Below are 18,841 nucleotides of genomic sequence, written 5' to 3'. Positions count from 1 at the left end.
GCCCATCAAGAAGGTCCTGATCGCCAACCGGGGCGAGATTGCCGTGCGGGTGATCCGGGCCTGCGCCGATTACGGCGTCGCCTCCGTCGCCGTCTACGCCGATGCCGATATCGACGCCCTGCCTGCCCGCATGGCGGACGAGGCCTATGGCCTGGGTGGCGACAAGCCGGCCGAAACCTATCTCGACATCGACAAGCTCATCGCCATCGCCCGCCGCAGCGGCGCCGATGCCGTGCATCCAGGCTATGGCTTCCTCTCCGAACGCGCCGCTTTCGCCCAGGCCGTCATCGATGCCGGCCTGACCTGGATCGGCCCGCCCCCATCGGCCATCGAGCAGTTGGGCGACAAGGTGCAGGCCCGCAAGCTCGCCCTGGCGGTGGGCGCCCCCCTGGTCGCCGGCACCGCCGATCCCGTGAGCGGTGCCGGCGAAGTCCTCGCCTTTGCCGAACAGCACGGTCTGCCGATTGCCATCAAGGCCGCCTTCGGCGGCGGCGGGCGCGGGCTGAAGGTTGCCTGGCGCATGGACGAGGTCGCCGAACTCTATGACTCCGCCGTGCGCGAGGCCGTCACCGCCTTCGGGCGCGGCGAGTGTTTCGTCGAGCAATATCTCGACCGCCCCCGCCATATCGAGGCGCAGGTGATCGCCGACAGCCATGGCACCGTCGTGGTGCTCGGCACCCGCGACTGCTCGCTGCAGCGCCGCAACCAGAAGCTGGTGGAAGAAGCGCCGGCCCCCTTCCTGAGCGACGAACAGCGTGCCCGCATTCACCAGGCCGCGCGCGATATCTGCGCCAGGGCCGGCTATGTGAGCGCCGGCACGGTGGAGTTCCTGTTGAGCGCCTCGGGCGCGATCTCCTTCCTGGAAGTCAATGCCCGCCTGCAGGTGGAGCATCCGGTGACGGAGGAGACGGCAGGCATCGACCTGGTGGTCGAGCAGCTGCGCGTCGCCGATGGCCATCGCCTCCGCTTCACCGAGACACCGGCGCCGCGGGGCCACGCCCTGGAATTCCGCATCAATGCCGAGGATGTCGGGCGCGGCTTCCTGCCGACACCCGGCCTCGTCACCGCCTTCGAGCCGCCCTCCGGTCCCGGCATCCGCCTGGACACCGGCGTCGCCGCAGGCTCGACCGTTCCCGGCAGCTTCGATTCCCTGATGGCCAAGCTCATCGTCACCGGCGCGACGCGGAGTGAGGCCATTGCGCGCGCCCGGCGTGCCCTCGCCGAATTCCGCATCGAGGGGGTCGCCTCGGTCCTGCCCTTCCATCGCACGGTGATCGGCCATACCGACTTTACGGGCGAAGGTGATTTCAAGGTCCACACCCGCTGGATCGAGACCGACTTTGCCGCCACCCTCGCCGCCGCCACGCGGCCGGAACCGCTGCCGACGGCCACGCTCCTCCGCACCGCCGTGGAGATCGACGGCCGGCGCGTCACTCTCGGCCTGCCTCCCGCCTTGCTGGGCGGTCTTCAGGCCGCGCCATCCACGGCGCCGGCTGCGGCGGCACCCGGCGAGACATCGCCCGATGCGGTGGTGGCACCGATGGCCGGCACGCTGCGCTCCTGGCAGGTGGAGGACGGCGCCGAGGTCGCGGAGGGCGATGTCGTCGCCGTGATGGAAGCGATGAAGATGGAAATGCAGGTCAAGGCCCACCGCCCGGGCCGGCTGGCGCAGGAGATCGAAGCCGGCGTCACCGTGACGGCCGGCATGGTCATGGCGCGCATTGAATAGGAGCGACGACACGCCGTACCCGCAAGAGTGAGCGCGACGAGCCTTCCAACCCGAACTGCCGATGGAAACTGGAATTGTTGTGGCGTTCTGCTAGACGCTTGCCATCACCCCCACCAATGAGCCGGCCGTGATCCCCTGGAAGCATCTCGACACCGCGACGATCCCCAATAGCGGCGGCGAGCTGCGCCTCAAGCAGCGCGGCAGTGAATTCTCGATCATGCTCGGCAGCAACGAATTGATGAACAGCCGGCTGAGCGGCTCGGAGGAAGCGCTGGCGACGATGGCCGCCGAACGCCTGGCGGCGCGCAGGCACCCGCACGTGCTGATCGGCGGGCTCGGCATGGGTTTCACCTTGCGCGCCGCGCTGGCGAGCTTTCCCGGGGACGCCGAGATCGTGGTCGCCGAACTGGTGCCCGCCGTCGTCGCCTGGGCTCGGGGACCGATGGCCGAGATCTTCGCGGGCAGCCTCGAGGATCGGCGCGTCAGCATCGAACTCGGCGACGTCGGTGGCGTCATCGGCGCCGGGCGCCGGTTCGATGCGATCCTGCTCGACGTCGACAACGGTCCGGAAGGGCTGACCCATGCCGCCAATGATCGCCTCTACAGCCTGGAAGGCCTCGCGGCGGCACTGGGAGCGCTGACGCCAGGCGGCCTGCTGGCCGTGTGGTCGCAGGGTCCTTCCGCGGCCTTCGCCCGGCGCCTGCGCCAGGCAGGCTTTGCGGTGGACGAAGTCCGCGTGCGTGCCAATAAGGGGCGAAGCGGCGCGCGGCATGTGATCTGGTTCGCAAAACGCGGCTGAGGGCGAACGGTCCGACACTCAAAACCTGCCCGCGCCCTCTCATTGTCCCTGCCCGTATGACCTTGCAGCGTGGCGCCTGGCTGCATACCTCTAGAAAAACATCCTTGCCCGGCTTGCAGGTATTGCGCATCCTGCCTTGCTGCGGGCGCGCTCCATCAAGATGAAAGCCATGACACTTCGTTCCATCATGCGCTCGGTCGTGGCCGTGCGTGCCAAGATTCCACAGGACGCCTTCACCGCGGCCGCGCTCGGAACCGAGCGGGAGGGCAGCGGTGTGGTCATCCGTGACGACGGGCTGGTGCTCACTATCGGCTATCTCGTCACCGAAGCCGACGAGATCTGGCTGACCACCCAGGATGGGCGTGTGGTCCCTGCCCATGTCCAGGCCTATGACCAGGCGACGGGCTTCGGCCTCGTACAGGCGCTCGGCCGTCTCGACCTGCCGGCCCTGGGGCTCGGCAGTTCCGGCAAGGCGGCGGTCGGCGACGAGGCCGTGTTCGTCGATGGCGCGGGGCGCCATGTCGACGCCCGCATCGTCGCCAAGCAGGAATTCGCAGGTTATTGGGAATATCTGCTCGATGAGGCGATCTTCACCGCGCCCGCCCACCCCGGCTGGGGTGGGGCGGCCCTGGTCGGCGCAGACGGCAGGCTTCTCGGCATCGGATCCCTGCTCCTGCAGATGGAACGCGGCGGCGAGGATTTCGACATCAACATGGTGGTGCCGATCGACCTCCTGCCGCCCATTCTCGACGATCTCCTGACGCGGGGCCAGGTCGACCAGCCGCCGCGCCCCTGGCTCGGCGCCTTCTCGGCGGAAAGCAATGGCAAGGTCGTGGTCGCCAGCGTCGCTAAGGGATCGCCCGCCGCGAAGGCCGGCCTCAAGGCCGGCGACATCATCTCCGACATCCGCAACGAGGAGGTCCGGGGCCTCGCCGATTTCTATCGCAAGGTGTGGAGCGGCGGCCCGGCCGGCGTGGAAGTACCGATGCGGGTCCTGCGCGACGGCCGCGAGAGCTGGCTGCGCGTCAAATCGGCCGACCGCAACGCCTTTCTGCGCAAGCCGCCTTTGCAGTGACGAGACAAAAGGTCGTCCTGGATCTGCATCGTCATTGCGAGCGCAGCGAAGCAATCCAGTGCTGGAAAATGTGGCGGCCGTGGCTCCTGGATTGCTTCGCTGCGCTCGCAATGACGCGCGGGTCAAACATCGCCGCCGTTGGAATTATGCTTCATCCTGCTCGCGGCCCCGGATCTGCGCCGCATCACTACGTGCTGCAGCGCGTCCGGGATGACCATCAGCCCGCGGCCTCCAGCTTGTCCTGGGTCCTGGTCTCGAAATCGCTGGCATCGTGGCGCTCGCGCAGCTGGCTCGACGGCTCGCCCGAGGTGCGGTTGACCATGCGCCCGCGCTGCACGGCCGGGCGCTGGAAGATCGTCTCGGCCCAGCGCTGCACGTTCTTGTAGTCCTCGACCTGGAGGAACTCGGCCGCGCCATACTGCCAACCCCGGGCCAAACCGCCATACCAGGGCCATACCGCCATGTCGGCGATGCTATAGTCGCTGCCGGCCAGATATTCGACCTCGCCCAGGCGCCGGTCGAGCACGTCGAGCTGACGCTTCACCTCCATGGCGAAACGGTCGATCGCATATTCGATCTTGGTCGGCGCATAGGCATAGAAATGCCCGAAGCCACCGCCGAGATAGGGAGCGCTGCCCATCTGCCAGAACAGCCAGGACATGCATTCGGCACGGGTGGCGGCATCCTTGGGCAGGAACTCCCCGAACTTTTCGGCGAGATAGAACAGGATCGAGCCGGACTCGAACACGCGGATGGGCTGGGACCCACTGCGATCGAGCAGGGCCGGGATCTTGGAGTTCGGATTGACGGCGACGAAGCCGGAGCCGAACTGGTCGCCCTTGCCAATCTCGATCAGCCAGGCATCATATTCGGCGCCCTTGTGGCCGAGAGCCAGCAATTCCTCCAGCATGATGGTGACCTTGACGCCGTTCGGCGTGCCCAGCGAATAGAGCTGGAGGGGATGACGGCCGACCGGCAGTTCCTTGTCATGGGTGGGCCCCGCGATCGGCCTGTTGATATTGGCGAACGCGCCGCCATTGGCCTTGTTCCAGGTCCAGATCTTCGGGGGCGTATAGTCGGACGAACCGGTCATTCTCGAACTCCAGGTCAGAGCCTACGGTAAAGGGGCCAGCATGCGAAGGGGCTGCCTTCCTGGCAGATAGGGAGAGGCTGAAGCTCATGCTAGGGGAAGGTGGGCGGCTCTGTCCGAGAAAATCCCGGCCTCTCCTTCCCTCCCCGCTTTATCCCGCGCGCAGAGCCTGCTATTCACGCCCGCATGACATATATGCTGCGCATAGCCCGAATTATCGTCCCGGCTTCCGCGTGCGGGCTCGGCTGAGCTCCGCGGAAGGTCCGGGTTTGCGCCGCTTTTCCCTTTCCTCCGTATCGACGGATCCCTGTCCATGACCGATGTTGCGTCCCCCTCCAGCGAAGCCGCCGAGGGCTTGAAGGCAAGCTCCGAAAGTTTCGATTATTCCAAGACCCTGTTCCTGCCGCAGACGGCCTTCCCCATGCGCGGCGGCCTGCCGCAGAAGGAGCCCGAGATCCTGGGGCGCTGGCAGGCCCGGAATCTGCGCCAGCGCCTGCGCGACACCTCTGCCGGCCGGCCGAAATTCGTGCTGCATGACGGCCCGCCCTATGCCAATGGCAACATCCATATCGGCCATGCGCTCAACAAGATCCTGAAGGACCTGGTGACGCGCTCGCAGCAGATGCTCGGCTTCGATTCCAATTATGTGCCGGGCTGGGACTGCCATGGCCTGCCGATCGAGTGGAAGATCGAGGAGCAGTATCGCGCCAAGGGCAAGAACAAGGACGAGGTGCCGCTGGTCGAGTTCCGCCGCGAATGCCGGGCTTTTGCCGAGCATTGGGTCGGCGTGCAGCGCGAGGAGTTCAAGCGCCTGGGCGTCGAGGGCGACTGGGAACATCCCTATCTCACCATGGCCTACGCCGCCGAGGCGCAGATCGCCCGCGAGATCATGAAGTTCGCCATGAGCGACCAGCTCTATCGCGGCTCCAAGCCCGTGATGTGGTCGGTGGTGGAAAAGACCTCGCTCGCCGAGGCCGAGATCGAGTATGAGGACCATACCTCCGACATGATCTGGGCGAAGTTTCCGGTGCGCTCGGGCGCCACGCGTGATGAGCTGGCCAGGGCCGCCTTCGTGATCTGGACCACCACGCCCTGGACCATCCCCGGCAACCGCGCCGTCGCCTTTTCGAGCCGCGTCGCCTATGGGCTCTATCGCGTCACATCGGCACCCGAGAACAACTGGGCCAAGGTGGGCGACAGCTTCATCCTAGCCGACAAGCTCGCCGAGGAGGTGTTCAAGACCGCCAAGGTGGAAGCCTATGAGCGCCTCGGCGGCGTCGAGGCCGGCGAGCTCGCGCGCCTCACCGCCGCGCATCCGCTGGCGGGCTTCGACCCCTTCTATGGCTTCGACGTGCCCCTGCTCGAGGGCGAGCATGTCACCGACGAGGCCGGCACCGGCTTCGTGCACACCGCGCCCAGCCATGGCCGCGAGGACTTCGACGTCTGGACGGCGCATCAGCGCGAGCTCAACGCCCGCGGCATCAACACGCATATCCCCTACCCCGTGGATGGCGACAGCTTCTACACGGCGGACGCACCGGGCTTTGCTGGCAAGCGCGTGATCACCGAGAAGGGCGACAAGGGCGATGCCAATGACGCCGTGATCAAGGCGCTGGTAGCCCAGGGCAATCTGGTGGCGCGCGGGCGCATCAAGCACCAATATCCCCATTCCTGGCGCTCGAAGAAGCCGGTGATCTTCCGCAACACGCCGCAATGGTTCATCGCGATGGACAAGCCCATCGACAAGGTTCTTCCCGGTACCGTGCCGGCAGCCACGCCGACCCGCACGGAAAGCGGCGCCCTGCGCAACGATGTCGGGCCGGCGCTCGGCGACGGCTCGTCGCTGCGCGAGCTCGCCCTCGCCGCCATCCGGCAGACACAATGGGTGCCGGCTGCCGGCGAGAACCGCATCACCGGCATGATCGCCAATCGCCCGGACTGGGTGGTGTCGCGCCAGCGCGCCTGGGGCGTGCCGATCGCCGTGTTCATGCGCGACAAGCCGGGTGGCGGCGTCGAGATCCTCAAGGACGAGGCCGTCAACCAGGCCATCGCCACCGCCTTCGAAACCGAGGGCGCCGATGCCTGGTATCAGGAAGGCGCCGCCGAGCGTTTTCTCGGCGCGCGCGCCGGTGAAGGATGGGTCAAGGTCGACGACATCCTGGATGTCTGGTTCGATTCCGGCTCCACCCACGCCTTCACGCTGGAGGATCCGCGGCATTTCCCCGGCCTTGCCGGCATCAAGCGCAAGGTCGATGGCGGCGACGACACGGTGATGTATCTGGAAGGGTCCGACCAGCATCGCGGCTGGTTCCATTCCTCCCTCCTGGAAAGCTGCGGCACGCGCGGCCGGGCGCCCTACGACATCGTGGTCACCCACGGTTTCACGCTCGACGAGCAGGGCCGCAAGATGTCGAAGTCCATCGGCAACACCGTCGCCCCGCAGGACGTGATCAAGCGTTCGGGCGCCGACATCCTGCGCCTGTGGGTCGCCACCACCGACTACGCCGACGACCAGCGCATCGGGCCCGAGATCCTGAAGACGGTGGAGGACACCTACCGCAAGCTGCGCAACACCATCCGCTGGATGCTGGGCACGCTCGCCCATTTCGAGGCCGGCGACGACGTTGCCGCCGGGCAGATGCCGGAACTCGAACGGCTGATGCTGCATCGGCTGGCCGAGCTCGACGGCGAGGTGCGCGCCGCCTATGAGAACTACGACTACAAGCGCGTGGTCGCCCTGCTGGCGACCTTCATGACGGCAGACCTTTCGGCCTTCTATTTCGACGTGCGCAAGGACGCGCTCTATTGCGACCCGAAATCGTCGCTGCGTCGCCGGGCGGCGTTGAGCGTGGTCGACAAGCTCTTCACCTGCGTCACCACCTGGCTGGCGCCGGTGCTGTGTTTCACCATGGAAGAAGCCTGGACCTCACGCTTCGGCGAGGAGAACTCGGTGCATCTGCAGCCCTTCGCGGCCGCCGATCCGGCCTGGCTCGACCCCGCGCTCGCCGAGAAATGGGAGCTCGTGCGCGAGGTGCGGCGCGTCGTCACCGGCGCGCTGGAGCATGAGCGCGCCGCCAAGCGCATCGGCTCCTCGCTGGAAGCCGCGCCGACCGTCCATGTCGCCGACGAAGCGAGGCTGGCGGTCCTGCGCAGCGTCGATTTCGAGGATGTCTGCATCGTCTCGGGGCTGACGCTCGTGGCCGGCGAAGGCCCGGCCGAGGCCTATCGCCTCGATGGCGTCTCCGGCGTCGCGGTGGTTCCTGGCCGGGCCAGCGGCGTCAAATGTGCGCGCTCCTGGCGCTATTTCGACCCCGAAACCGCCGACCCCGCCTTCCCGGACATCACCCCGCGCGATGCGGCGGCGATGCGCGAATGGCAGGCGACGGGGGCCTGAGCGATGAAGTCGGTGTTTTCCGGGCGTTACACCTTCATCGGGGTGATGGTGGCGGTTCTCGCCATCATCATCGACCAGGGCTTCAAGTATTGGGCGCTCCACATATTCCAGATCGGCGAGCGGGTGATGTACCAGGAGGCCGTCGACTGGACGCCGTTCCTGAAATTCACCCTGGTTTGGAACCGAGGGGTATCGTTCGGGCTGTTCCAGCAGGAGAGCCAGATCGGCCTGATCTTGCTGGTTGCCTTTCGCCTCATCGCAACCGTCCTGCTGCTCGCCTGGCTGGCCCGTATCCACACCCGATCATCGGCGGTCGGCATCGGGCTGATCATTGGCGGCGCCATCGGCAATGCTGCCGATGGATTGCTGGCGATAGAAGGGCCGCTGGCCCCCGATTGGCTGCAGCGCGAAGGCGTCGCCGACTTCTTCCTGCTCCATGCCGGCGATTTTTCCTGGTATGTCTTCAATCTGGCCGATGTCGCCATCGTTGCGGGCGTGGCCCTGCTGTTGTATGACATGGTGGTGAACAAAGAGCCACAGACGCACGGGTCTTCCTGACTTTTCAGGTACTGGTTGCCCGAAGGAGCGGTGGTTTCTTGGTTTTGACGCATTTTTCGGGCAGTAGAGCGAGGATCTCTCCCGGAATTTGCACCGAAATCTAGCAGTGATTGGGATACAGGATGCGGACAAAGATTTGGCTTGGCCTGGCTGCGGCGACGGCACTGGTTGCCCTGGCGCCGGCGGGTGCGGCGAATGCGCAGTCCCTCGGTCAGAACTTCTTCCAGAAGATGCTGGGCACCGGTGACGACGCCCCGGCGATCAACTACTCCGACCGTGCACCGCTGGCCAAGCCAGGCAAGCTCGACCTGCCGCCACCCGGCACGGCTGCGACGTCGGACAATGATCCGAACTGGCCGGTTGATCCCGACTACAAGAAGCGCAAGGCCGCCGGCGTCATACCGCGCAGCAAGGCCGAGCATGGCGATGGCCGGCTCTCCCCCGAAGAGATGGCGGCAGGCCGCGTACCGGGCGCCGGTGTTCCCACCGAACCCGAGCCCTTCGATGCCGCCAAGGCCAGTTCCCGGGCTTTGAAGCCAAGCGAATTGCAGAAGCGCCTCAACCTCGGTGAGGACAACACGCCGCTCGCCGCCGGTGTCGAACCGCCGCGCCGCTCGCTGACCGAGCCGCCGCCCGGTTACCGCAAGCCGCTCGCCTCGGCGCCTCTCGCCGGCAACGAGCCCCTGCCTTCCGAAGGCAACAAGAGCGAATCCTGGTTCGATCGCGTCTTCAAGACCCCGCGGGTCAAGTAAGAAGCTCAGGAAAACACAAAGCCAAGGGGTGGTCTTCAGACCAGTCCCTTTCAAGGTGTTGAGGCCTGAAGTCCGGATAGGCGGTGCGCCCCCTCATCCCCCTGCCGGGACCTTCTCCCGCAAGGGGAGAAGGGATTATTTTTGAAGGCACGACGCTTTCCAATCGCCTTCTCCCCTTGTGGGAGAAGGTGCCCCGAAGGGCGGATGAGGGGTTACACCGCACTATCCCAGCCTTTTTCCGGTTCGTTCGAAAGACCTTGAAAGGAGTGGCTCTGAAGACCGGCTCTTTCGTTTGTGCCTCTCCTCCGAAGCCTACCGCCGCCCGAACAGGGCCTCGATATCGCTGAGCTTCAGCGTCACATAGGTCGGCCGGCCGTGATTGCATTGGCCCGAATTGGGTGTGACTTCCATCTCGCGCAGAAGCGCATCCATCTCTGCCGGTAACAGGCGCCGCCCGGCCCGGACGGAGCCGTGACACGCCATAGTCGCGGCGACATGGTCGAGCCGCCGCTCCAGCACGATCTCCGAACCCCATTCGGCAAAGCCGTCGGCGAGGTCTCGGATCAGCGCGGCCGGGTTGGTGCTGCCGAGCGCCGCGGGGGTGGCGCGCACCAGCAGGGCACCCGGCCCGAACGGCTCCACGACAAGCCCGAGGGCGGCCAGGTCCTCACTCGCCGCGGTCAGGCGTTCGACATCCGCCGGATCGAGATCGACGACTTCCGGGATCAGCAGCAATTGCGACTTGGCGCCAGCGGCGGCGCGTTCGCGCTTCAGCCGTTCATAGACCAGGCGCTCATGGGCGGCATGCTGGTCGACGATGACGACGCCCTCCCGCGTCTGCGCCACGATATAGGTCTCGTGCAGTTGCGCGCGGGCCGCACCGAGCGGCCGGTCGAGGCTGTCGGGAGCGGGAGGCACTGCCGTGGCCCGCACATCGGCGGACGGCATCACCAGTTCGTCGAAGCCAGCTTGCGCCGGCGCTGCGAAACCACTTCCGGCATCCCCCATGCCGGCGCCGCCCATCCCGGACGGACGAGGCGCAGCGGGTGAAGCCCGCCAGTCCCAATCGAGGTCGGCCGGGCGGTTGAGGCTGCGGGCGAGCAGGCCGAGCGCGACATCGGCATTGCCGCTGGAGCTGCGGCCGGATTCGCGTTCCAGCGCGGAACGGATGGCCGAGACGATCAGCCCCCGGACCAGGCCGCCGTCGCGGAAGCGGACCTCGGCCTTGGCCGGGTGCACGTTCACATCGACATTCTGCGGGGTGATGTCGAGGAAGAGGGCCAGAACCGGAAAACGGTCCTTGGGCAGATGATCGGCATAGGCACCGCGCACGGCGCCCAGCAACAGCTTGTCGCGCACCGGCCGCCCGTTGACGAACAGATATTGATGCTGCCCGGTGCCGCGATTGAAGGTCGGCAGGCCGATATGGCCATGCAGCCGGACATCGCCGCGCGTCACGTCGATGGCTATCGCGTTGTCGATGAAGTCGGCCCCCAGCAAGGTGCCGAGGCGCGTCTCCTCGTCGCCGGCCGGCCAGGTCGAGGGAGAATGGTCTTCGCCGGCCAAAGTGAAGGCAATGGCGGGATTGGCCATTGCGAGGCGTTTGACGACATCGCCGATCGCCGCCGCCTCGGTCCGCTGAGTCTTGAGAAATTTCAGGCGGGCCGGGGTGGCATAGAACAGGTCGCGTACCTCGATGCGGGTACCCTCCCCGATCGCCGCCGGGCGGATCGCCTGGTGTTCGCCGGCCTCGATGGTGATCACGGCCCCCGTCGCCGCGCCCCGCTCCCGCGTGGTGATGCTCAGGCGCGACACCGACGCAATGGAAGGCAAGGCTTCGCCGCGAAAGCCCAGCGTGTTGATGGCGAGCAGATCTTCGGTCGGCAGTTTGGAAGTCGCGTGGCGCTGCACCGCCAACGCCAAGTCCTCTGGCGACATGCCCGAACCATCGTCGACGATGCGGATCAGGCGCTGTCCGCCCCCCTCGGTGACGATCTCGATGCGGCGGGCACCCGCGTCGATGGCGTTCTCCACCAGTTCCTTCACGGCACTCGCCGGCCGCTCCACCACCTCGCCGGCAGCGATGCGGTCGACCAGGATCTGGGGAAGGGCACGGATAGCCATGGGCGAATCGTCCAACGGCGCCAGCTCTCCGCAGGAGAGAAATTCAGGCGTAGAATCAAAGACTTGATGCATTTGCCCGTCCGCATGGGGAACGAATGCATCGCGTGCCGGGGACAATACACCATGGGGCCGGCCATCGGAACGGCCGGCAGACGAGCCTCGCGCGAAGACAGCTCGCGATCTGACGAAAATCCTCTCAAATCACAAGGACGCGTCAGCAAAAAAGCGAAAGCAAACAGGCGTGCGTCACTGAACGCTCGCTTGCCTTATTGCACATCGACATTGACGACGACGTCGAGCACCTTGCCGTTGGGAAAAGCCTTGCGATAGGCAAATTGATCGGGACCGCGATAGTCGGGTGCGGAGGTATAGAGCACCTGCCAGACCGGCACGCGCCGTGAATTGCAGCCGGCGCTGGAATTGCCGGCCTCATAGGGAGAAAAGTCGCGGGTCCTGCGGATGTTCACCCGGCCATAGCCCGCCTGCCTTGTGACGCGAGCCGCAACGCCGGGCACTTCCCGGCAGGCGGCCGTGATGTAGGAAAACTGGTCGATCTTGCTGATACGCCCGGACTGCACCGCAACGGCAGCACCGCTGGCGCCCGGCCCGCGCGAGGTCCCAAGACCGCTGCTCACGCAGCCCGCCGCCATGACACCAACAAGGACGACAGCCGAAACACTCCAAAGCTTCATGACATCCTCCCGCTTGAGCGACCCCCGCCGCTTCTCGACGAGCGACAGGGTGATGCAGTCGGCCCCTTCGTGCAATAATCAGTGTGACGTAAGCAAAACGATTTAACCTTGCACATCGAGAAGAAAACGCTCGAGCAGGCTCGCTACTTCTTGCCGATCGTCGCCGTGTTCTTTGTGATGCGGAGCCTTTACCCGCTCAACATCGGAAACGTCGGTCGGCATCGGAGGCGATCCCGAAGTTTAGGACAGTCCCTCCGGACGCCCGACGGCGACGACGAAAGGCTTGCCGCCCCCGAACATCCGCTGGGCCACGCGCTTGATGTCCTCCAGCGTCACCGCCTCGACCAGGCCGTTGCGGCGGTCGATGAAATCGATGCCCAGCCGCTCGATCTGGATCATGGTCAACTGGTTGGCGATCTTGGTCGATGAATCGAAGCGCAGCGCATAGGAGCCGGTGAGGTATTTCTTAGCGCTTTCCAACTCGGCAGCGCCGGGTCCGTTGCGGGCGAGCTCGGCCATCTCGGCCTCGATGATGGCGAGGCTTTCAGCAGCCCTGTCGTTTCGGGTGGCAACGCCGCCGCCGACGAAAGCGGCTCGGGAGAGCGCGCCGAGCTGGGTGGAGACCGAATAGGCCAATCCCTTTTCCTCACGCACCTTCTGGAACAGGCGCGAGGAGAAGCTGCCGCCGCCATAGATGTGGTTGAGCAGGAAGGCAGCCATGAAGTCGGGATCGTCGCGCTTCACGCCAGGGGTGGCGAATTGCAATACGGTCTGCGGCACGTCGAGGTCGATCACCTTGCGAGTCCCCAGGCCTGCCAGCTGGATCTCCGGCACAGGCTGCAGCAAGGCGGTGGTTGGCAGCGAGCCGAACACCTTGTCCAGCATCTCCTCGGCATCATGGGCATCGATGGCGCCGACGATGGAGACGGTCAGGCCGTCCTTGGCGAGCAGGCGGCGATGCTGGGCCGCGATCTCGTCACGGCTGACGGCGCCAATGCTCTCCAGCGTGCCGCGGGTCGGGCGGCCATAGGGATGGTCGGGGAACAGCCCGGCGAAAAAAGCCAGGGATGCCATGGCATTGGGGTCGCTTGCCTCGCGGCGCAAGCTGGCCAGCAGGCTCTGGCGCACGCGTTCGACCGCGGCTTCCTCGAAACGTGGCTCGGTGACGGCATAGTGCAGAAGCTCGAAGGCGAAGGCCTTGCGGTCGGCCAGCGTGCGCAGGGAGCCGTTGATCTGGTCGCGTGCGGCATGGAAGGAGAGCTCGACCGCATTCTCCTCCATCAGGCGCTGGAAGGCCTCGTCGTCATGCGGACCGGCGCCTTCGTCGAACAGCGCCGACATGATGTGGGCCAAGCCCGGCCGGTCGGCCGGGTCCTGCGCCGCTCCGCCCTTGAAGGCGAAATCGACGGCGATGACGGGCACGGCATAGTCCTCGACCAGCCAGGCTTCGATGCCAAGAGGCGAGACGATCTTCTGGATCATGAAAACACTCGTTCACAAAAAGCTCTGGGACTGGCTCGCCGCTGCAAGAACATCTCCCGACCTTGCGGGCGCGGCGGAGCAATCCAGGCAATCAAGCAGGGCGCGGCCGGATTGCGCGGCCGTGCCCGCCACGACGGTTCGAAACGCGTCAAGCCTGCCCTTCGAGCAGGCCGACCACCGATTTGCCCTCCAGCAGGACGGCACGGCCCATTTCCGGCAGTCTCGCGGATGGCACCGCGGCGATACGCTGGGGCCAGAGCTGCAGATCCTCCACCTTGCCGCCGACGGACAGGGTGGCGCCGTAATAACGTGCCAGGGTCGACTGGTTGTCCTGGGCATAGATCGCATCGGCGACAAGGCGTGTCTTGGCACGCTCCAGTTCCGCCTCGCTCACGCCCTCTGCGACGATACGGCCGATTTCCTCGTCGACCGCCGTCTCTACCGCCTCGAAGCTGACGCCGGGCATCGGGATTGCCCACACGCCGAAGCGCGTCTCGTCCACGGCGGAGCCGCCATAGAAGGCGCCGGCCGCCGAAGCCACCTTCTTGTCGACCACCAAGGCACGGTAGAGCCGGGACGTCTGTCCGCCGCCGAGGACCTGCGAGAGAAGGTCAAGCGCTTCGCCTTCGCCATTGCGGGCCTGGATATAGGACGGCGCACGCCAATGGCGCTGATAGATCGGCTGCTCAACCCGCTTGTCGGCCAGCCGGACGCGGCGGTCGGCGCGCTGCCTGGGCTCCTGCGGGCGCAGACGCGGCGGCGGATCGGCACGCCGGGCCACCGGGCCGTAATGGGTTTGGGCCAGCTCGCGCACCTCGTCGGCCGTGACGTCGCCGGCCACGATCAGGGTGGCATTGTTCGGCGTATAGAAACGGCTGTGGAAATCGATGGCGTCCTGCCGGCTCAGGCCTTCGATCTCGTCCTCCCAGCCGATGATCGGCGTGCCATAGGGATGATGGGTGAACAGGGTCGAAGCGATCTCTTCGGCGAGCTGCGAATTGGGATCGTTGTCGACCCGCATCTTGCGCTCCTCGAGAACGACGTTGCGCTCGGGGTTGACGACTTCGTCGGTAAGCGCCAGTCCGGTCATGCGATCGGCCTCGAAGGCCATCATGGCACCGAGATGCTCCTTGGCCACCCGCTGGAAATAAGCGGTGTAGTCATAGGAGGTGAAGGCGTTCTCCTGGCCGCCGAGCTCGGCAACCTGCTTGGAAAAGCCGCCCGGATTCTTCTCCGTGCCCTTGAACATCAGATGTTCGAGGAAGTGCGCGATGCCCGACTTGCCCTTCGGCTCGTCCGCTCCGCCCACCTTGTACCAGACCATGTGGGTGACCACCGGCGCACGGCGGTCGGGAATGACCACCACATGCAAGCCGTTGGGAAGCGTGAAATCCGTGATCGCCGGGCCCTGGGCATGGGAAGCACCGCCGAGACCGGGGATAAGCGCAAGCGTCATAGAAGGTCCGATCGGGAGGGAAAGCGAAAGATCTACCCAATATGGGTAGAAAACGGGCGAAGTGAAGTATCCCTTACCTCTTTGCGCATGAGCCTAGCAAGGCATAGGTCGGAAGAAAACAATCCCTAAGGGTTCTTCCTTCCGGTGGACCAATTCCTGCAAGCCTCGATCGACCTCGCGCCAGTCACGATCGGTCAAGGCTCCTTCCATGGCGTAGAGGGCGTTCAGGCTGACGCCGCGCTCGAACCGGAATTTGAGGCGCCGATAGGCAGCGACGGCTCCCAGCCGCCGGAGATCCTCCTGGCTGAAGATGTCGACTTCGGCCAGCATGCGCTCGGTAGCAGGACCGAGGTTGCGCATATCGCGGATGCGCCCGCTCATGCGACCATCTCGATGCCGACCGGTACGCCGCTGCGCAGAGAATTGGCGACCATGCAGATCGTCCTGGCTCGCTCGACCACCGGCCGCGGATCGGATCCGTCCGACATGCGGCAGCGCACTTCGAGCTTTGCAGCGGTGGCCAGCAGCGGCTTGCCCTCGAGCTCTAGAGCAAAGCGCGTTCAAGCGTGAACGCTTATTTGCTCTAACTCATTGTTATGACGCGTCTTTGCGATTCTAGGTGACTCCGTCTAATCGCAAAACGCTATAGCGCGACGCTGACCGCGATGGTATCGATGGCCACGCCCATTTCTTCGGCGGCATAGCGCAGATCGTTGCAGAAGCCGCCGCCAAGCGACAGGGCGAGCAGTTGGGCTCCGTTGAAGCCGAGCCCCATGCCGCCGGCCTTGCCCTCGGGGCGATCCACCACGATGGTGTGTCCGCGGGCCCATCCGAGGGCAGCCTGCGTCTCGCCGACATTGCGCAGTTCGACCGTTACCGTCGCCATGGCCGCCCCCTTTCGGAAAGGCCGGACTATGACAGCAACAAGCCGAAACGTCTGCCTGCTTTTGCGTAAAATGCCGGAAGACGTCAGGGTTCGTAGCGGAAGAAGCTCAGCCGGGTACCGGCATAATCGCGCTGATCGGCCAGAGCGAAGGCAGACGGCGCTTCGAGGGGCGCGTCCGTCGCCTCCTCGACCACGCAGAGCGCTCCCTTGGTCAGCCAGCCGCCACCGGCAAGGCTGACGAGGGCCTGCGATGCCAGTCCCCTGCCGTAGGGAGGGTCGAGGAACGCCAGCGAGAAGGGCTCGCTCGGCCCGATCACGCCCAGTCTGGTGGCATCCCGGCGGAACAAGCGGGTGCGTCCGCCCAGGGACATCGCCTCGATATTGGAGCGGATCAGCCCACGCGCCTCGGCGCCCTCGTCGACGAAGGTGGCAAAGCGCGCTCCGCGCGACAGGGCCTCGAAACCAAGCGCGCCCGTGCCCGCGAACAGATCGATCACCCGCGCATCGCGCACGGGATCGTCATAGCCATGGGCGAGGATGTTGAACAAGGTCTCGCGCAGGCGGTCCGAAGTCGGCCGGATCGTATCCGACTTCGGTGTGGCCAGTTGCTTGCCGCGAAATTGCCCGCCGATGATGCGCATCGATCAGCCGTCAACGGCCCCGGCGCGGCGCACCACCCGGCTTGCCGCCGGGGCGCGGCCGTGACGGACGCTCGTTGCCTCCGTCGCGATCGCGGGCGGTGGGACGCGGCTTGAAGGGACGGTCACCCCCCTCTCCGTCCCGCGGACCGAAAGGCTTGCGCGGGCGCTCGCCACCTTCGTCGCGATCGCGGAAGGAGGGACGTGGCTTGAAGGGACGGTCGCCGCCCTCTTCGGCGCGCGCGCGGAAAGGCTTGCGCGGGCGCTCGCCACCTTCGTCGCGGTCGCGGAAGGAGGGACGCGGCTTGAAGGGACGGTCGCCGCCCTCCTCGGCGCGCGCGCGGAAGGGCTTGCGCGGGCGCTCGCCCCCTTCGTCACGATCCCTGAAGGGCGCACGAGGCTTGAAGGGGCGATCACCGCCCTCCTGGTCGCCGGAACGAAACGGCTTGCGCCGGGCCGGCTTTTCCTCGGGCACATCGGCGACCCGCTGCACAAGCACGCGCCGGCCGTGGCGATCCTCGACCAGGCTGCCGCGCATCACGCGTTCCTTGCCGTCTCCCTCCGACTTGACACGAAGCCCGCGCGCCGGACCGCCCTTTGCGGGCTTGGCCACAGCCTTGGCCGGCTTATCGCCGGCAGCCTCGTGGATCGGCGCTTCGAACTCGCAGCCAGCCTCGGCAATCAACTCGGGACCGAGCTGATCCATCAGAACACGGGTCTTCACTTCCTCGACGGCGCCCTCGGCCAGATCGCCGAGCTGGAACGGCCCATAGGACACGCGGATCAGACGGTTGACCTCCAGGCCGATGGAACCCAGCACGTTCTTGACTTCGCGGTTCTTGCCTTCACGCAAGCCGAGGGTCAGCCAGGAGTTGGATCCCTGCTCCTTGTCGAGACGCGCTTCGATGCGGCCATAGTCGACGCCATCGACCGTCAGCCCCTCGAACAATTTGTCGAGCTGAACCTGGTCGGTCTCACCGAAGGCCCGCACGCGATAGCGCCTGAGCCAGCCGGTCTTGGGCAATTCGAGCTGGCGCGCCAGGCCGCCGTCATTGGTGAGCAGCAGCAGGCCTTCGGTGTTGATGTCGAGCCGGCCCACCGACATCACGCGCGGCAGCGACGGATCGAGGTTCTCGAACACGGTCGGGCGCCCTTCCGGATCCTTTTCCGTGGTCACCAGGCCGCGAGGCTTGTGGTAGAGCCACAGCCGCGTGCGCTCGCGCCGGGGCAGGAGCTTGCCGTCGACGGTGATCTTGTCGTCCACCTGGACATTGAGCGCCGCGCTGGTCAGCACCTCGCCATTGACGGCGACCCGGCCTTCCTCGATCCAGGTCTCGGCATCGCGGCGCGATCCCAGCCCGGCCCGCGCGATCACCTTGGCCACACGCTCCCCGGCAAAGGCGCCGGTCTTGGCCTCAGCATCCGGCTTGGCCACCACTTCCGCCTTGGTCTTGGCCTCGGCGCGACGCGGGGCGCGCTTCGGCCCCCGCTCCTCCTGGCGATCGTCGAAACGCGGTTCGAAGGCTTTGCGGCCTCCCTCGCGGGGCTCGAAGGACGTGTCGAAACGACGCGGCGCAAAGGAGCGCCCGCCTTCCTCACCCTCCCGGCGAGGCTTGCGGTTGAAGGAGCGCTCACCGCCCTCCCCGCGCTCGGCATCGCGGCGCGGCCGGAAGCCGCCTTCGGGGCCCTCGTCGCGCGACCGGAACGGACGGCGTGCTTCCCCGCGCTCGCCGCGCTCCTCGAAGCGACGGGGCTTGAAGGCGCGTTCCTCGCCGCCGTCACGCTCGCGGAACGGACGGCGGGCGGGACGGGCCTCGGAATCCCCCTCCTCGCGCGGCTTGAAACGCGCCGGGCGACGCTCGCCGTCCTGACGCTCGGCGAAGGAACGGGCCGGACGCTCCCGGCGGGTCTCGCCGCCCTCGTCACGGTTCCGGAAGGAACGGCGGGGCGGCGCATCGCCATCCACGCCACGCCGACGAGGTCCAGCACCCGCGGAAGTCTTCTTGGGGCCAAATGGCTTCTTGCCCCCGCTTGGGGGCTTGCGGCCGCCGCCGCCAGATCGTTTATCGTCGGACATCGATTGTTGCTGGAATGGCCCACAGCTACCATCGTAACGGCGGGTATTCCAAAACTCCTTGAAAAGAGGGGCGTCTTTCCGATCCCACT

The 18,841-nt window shown here is 66.2% G+C and carries 15 protein-coding genes; 6 read left to right on the top strand and 9 right to left on the bottom strand.

Translation table 11 applies throughout. From position 1 onward, the window contains the following. Positions 1–4: 4 nt before the first annotated feature. From C5L14_RS07750 to C5L14_RS07740, 3 genes are all read left to right on the top strand, one after another. The gene (locus tag C5L14_RS07750; protein WP_105861950.1) at positions 5–1,729 is read left to right on the top strand and encodes an acetyl/propionyl/methylcrotonyl-CoA carboxylase subunit alpha; all 1,725 of its coding nucleotides are present in this window, start codon (positions 5–7) and stop codon (positions 1,727–1,729) included. Positions 1,730–1,856: 127 nt separating this feature from the next. Continuing rightward, a complete protein-coding gene (locus C5L14_RS07745) occupies positions 1,857–2,528 on the top strand; it encodes a spermidine synthase (RefSeq protein WP_105861472.1) in 672 nt (223 codons plus the stop codon). A 169-nt stretch (positions 2,529–2,697) separates the two neighbouring features. Continuing rightward, positions 2,698–3,603, top strand: coding sequence for a S1C family serine protease (locus C5L14_RS07740; protein ID WP_105861949.1), 906 nt, complete (start codon positions 2,698–2,700; stop codon positions 3,601–3,603). A 217-nt stretch (positions 3,604–3,820) separates the two neighbouring features. Here C5L14_RS07740 and yghU read toward each other — a convergent pair whose 3' ends face one another. Beyond that, the gene (gene yghU / locus C5L14_RS07735) at positions 3,821–4,696 is read right to left on the bottom strand and encodes a glutathione-dependent disulfide-bond oxidoreductase (protein WP_105861471.1); all 876 of its coding nucleotides are present in this window, start codon (positions 4,694–4,696) and stop codon (positions 3,821–3,823) included. A gap of 310 nt (positions 4,697–5,006) precedes the next feature. Between yghU and ileS the strand changes: the two genes are divergently transcribed. The 3 genes from ileS (at position 5,007) to C5L14_RS07720 (ending at position 9,397) form a co-directional block, all read left to right on the top strand. Beyond that, positions 5,007–8,087: an isoleucine--tRNA ligase gene (gene ileS / locus C5L14_RS07730; protein WP_105861470.1), complete on the top strand. Its 3,081-nt coding sequence runs from the start codon at positions 5,007–5,009 to the stop codon at positions 8,085–8,087. Between the two features lie 3 nt (positions 8,088–8,090). Then, entirely contained in the window at positions 8,091–8,645 is a 555-nt protein-coding gene (lspA, locus tag C5L14_RS07725) for a signal peptidase II (RefSeq protein ID WP_105861469.1), read from the top strand. 122 nt (positions 8,646–8,767) lie between these two features. After that, positions 8,768–9,397: a hypothetical protein gene (locus C5L14_RS07720; RefSeq protein WP_105861468.1), complete on the top strand. Its 630-nt coding sequence runs from the start codon at positions 8,768–8,770 to the stop codon at positions 9,395–9,397. A 312-nt stretch (positions 9,398–9,709) separates the two neighbouring features. Here the strand turns inward: C5L14_RS07720 and mutL are convergent, their stop codons facing one another. The 8 genes from mutL to C5L14_RS07680 form a co-directional block, all read right to left on the bottom strand. Next, positions 9,710–11,521 carry a DNA mismatch repair endonuclease MutL gene (gene mutL / locus C5L14_RS07715; RefSeq protein WP_105861948.1) on the bottom strand — a complete coding sequence of 604 codons (1,812 nt, stop codon included), beginning with the start codon at positions 11,519–11,521 and terminating at the stop codon, positions 9,710–9,712. Between the two features lie 266 nt (positions 11,522–11,787). Then, positions 11,788–12,213: a hypothetical protein gene (locus C5L14_RS07710; protein ID WP_146126862.1), complete on the bottom strand. Its 426-nt coding sequence runs from the start codon at positions 12,211–12,213 to the stop codon at positions 11,788–11,790. Between the two features lie 240 nt (positions 12,214–12,453). Continuing rightward, positions 12,454–13,695 carry a M16 family metallopeptidase gene (locus tag C5L14_RS07705; RefSeq protein WP_105861466.1) on the bottom strand — a complete coding sequence of 414 codons (1,242 nt, stop codon included), beginning with the start codon at positions 13,693–13,695 and terminating at the stop codon, positions 12,454–12,456. 148 nt (positions 13,696–13,843) lie between these two features. Continuing rightward, positions 13,844–15,151 (bottom strand): M16 family metallopeptidase, encoded by a 1,308-nt coding sequence (locus tag C5L14_RS07700; protein ID WP_105861465.1) that lies wholly within the window; start codon positions 15,149–15,151, stop codon positions 13,844–13,846. Positions 15,152–15,244: 93 nt separating this feature from the next. Further along, the gene (locus C5L14_RS07695; RefSeq protein ID WP_105861464.1) at positions 15,245–15,532 is read right to left on the bottom strand and encodes a TfoX/Sxy family protein; all 288 of its coding nucleotides are present in this window, start codon (positions 15,530–15,532) and stop codon (positions 15,245–15,247) included. Between the two features lie 262 nt (positions 15,533–15,794). Next, a complete protein-coding gene (locus C5L14_RS30900) occupies positions 15,795–16,037 on the bottom strand; it encodes a hypothetical protein (protein WP_342588401.1) in 243 nt (80 codons plus the stop codon). 83 nt (positions 16,038–16,120) lie between these two features. After that, on the bottom strand, positions 16,121–16,678 hold the full coding sequence (rsmD, locus tag C5L14_RS07685) for a 16S rRNA (guanine(966)-N(2))-methyltransferase RsmD (RefSeq protein WP_105861463.1): 558 nt from the start codon (positions 16,676–16,678) through the stop codon (positions 16,121–16,123). Positions 16,679–16,688: 10 nt separating this feature from the next. Next, positions 16,689–18,752, bottom strand: a complete 2,064-nt coding sequence (locus C5L14_RS07680) for a pseudouridine synthase (RefSeq protein WP_105861462.1) — start codon at positions 18,750–18,752, stop codon at positions 16,689–16,691. Between the last annotated feature and the right edge of the window lie 89 nt (positions 18,753–18,841).

It is taken from the genome of Labrys okinawensis, from assembly GCF_002982075.1.
In the GTDB taxonomy this organism is placed as follows: domain Bacteria; phylum Pseudomonadota; class Alphaproteobacteria; order Rhizobiales; family Labraceae; genus Labrys; species Labrys okinawensis_A.
Note: the sequence above shows the minus strand (reverse complement) of the source record. Positions and strands in the feature narration are given on the sequence as shown.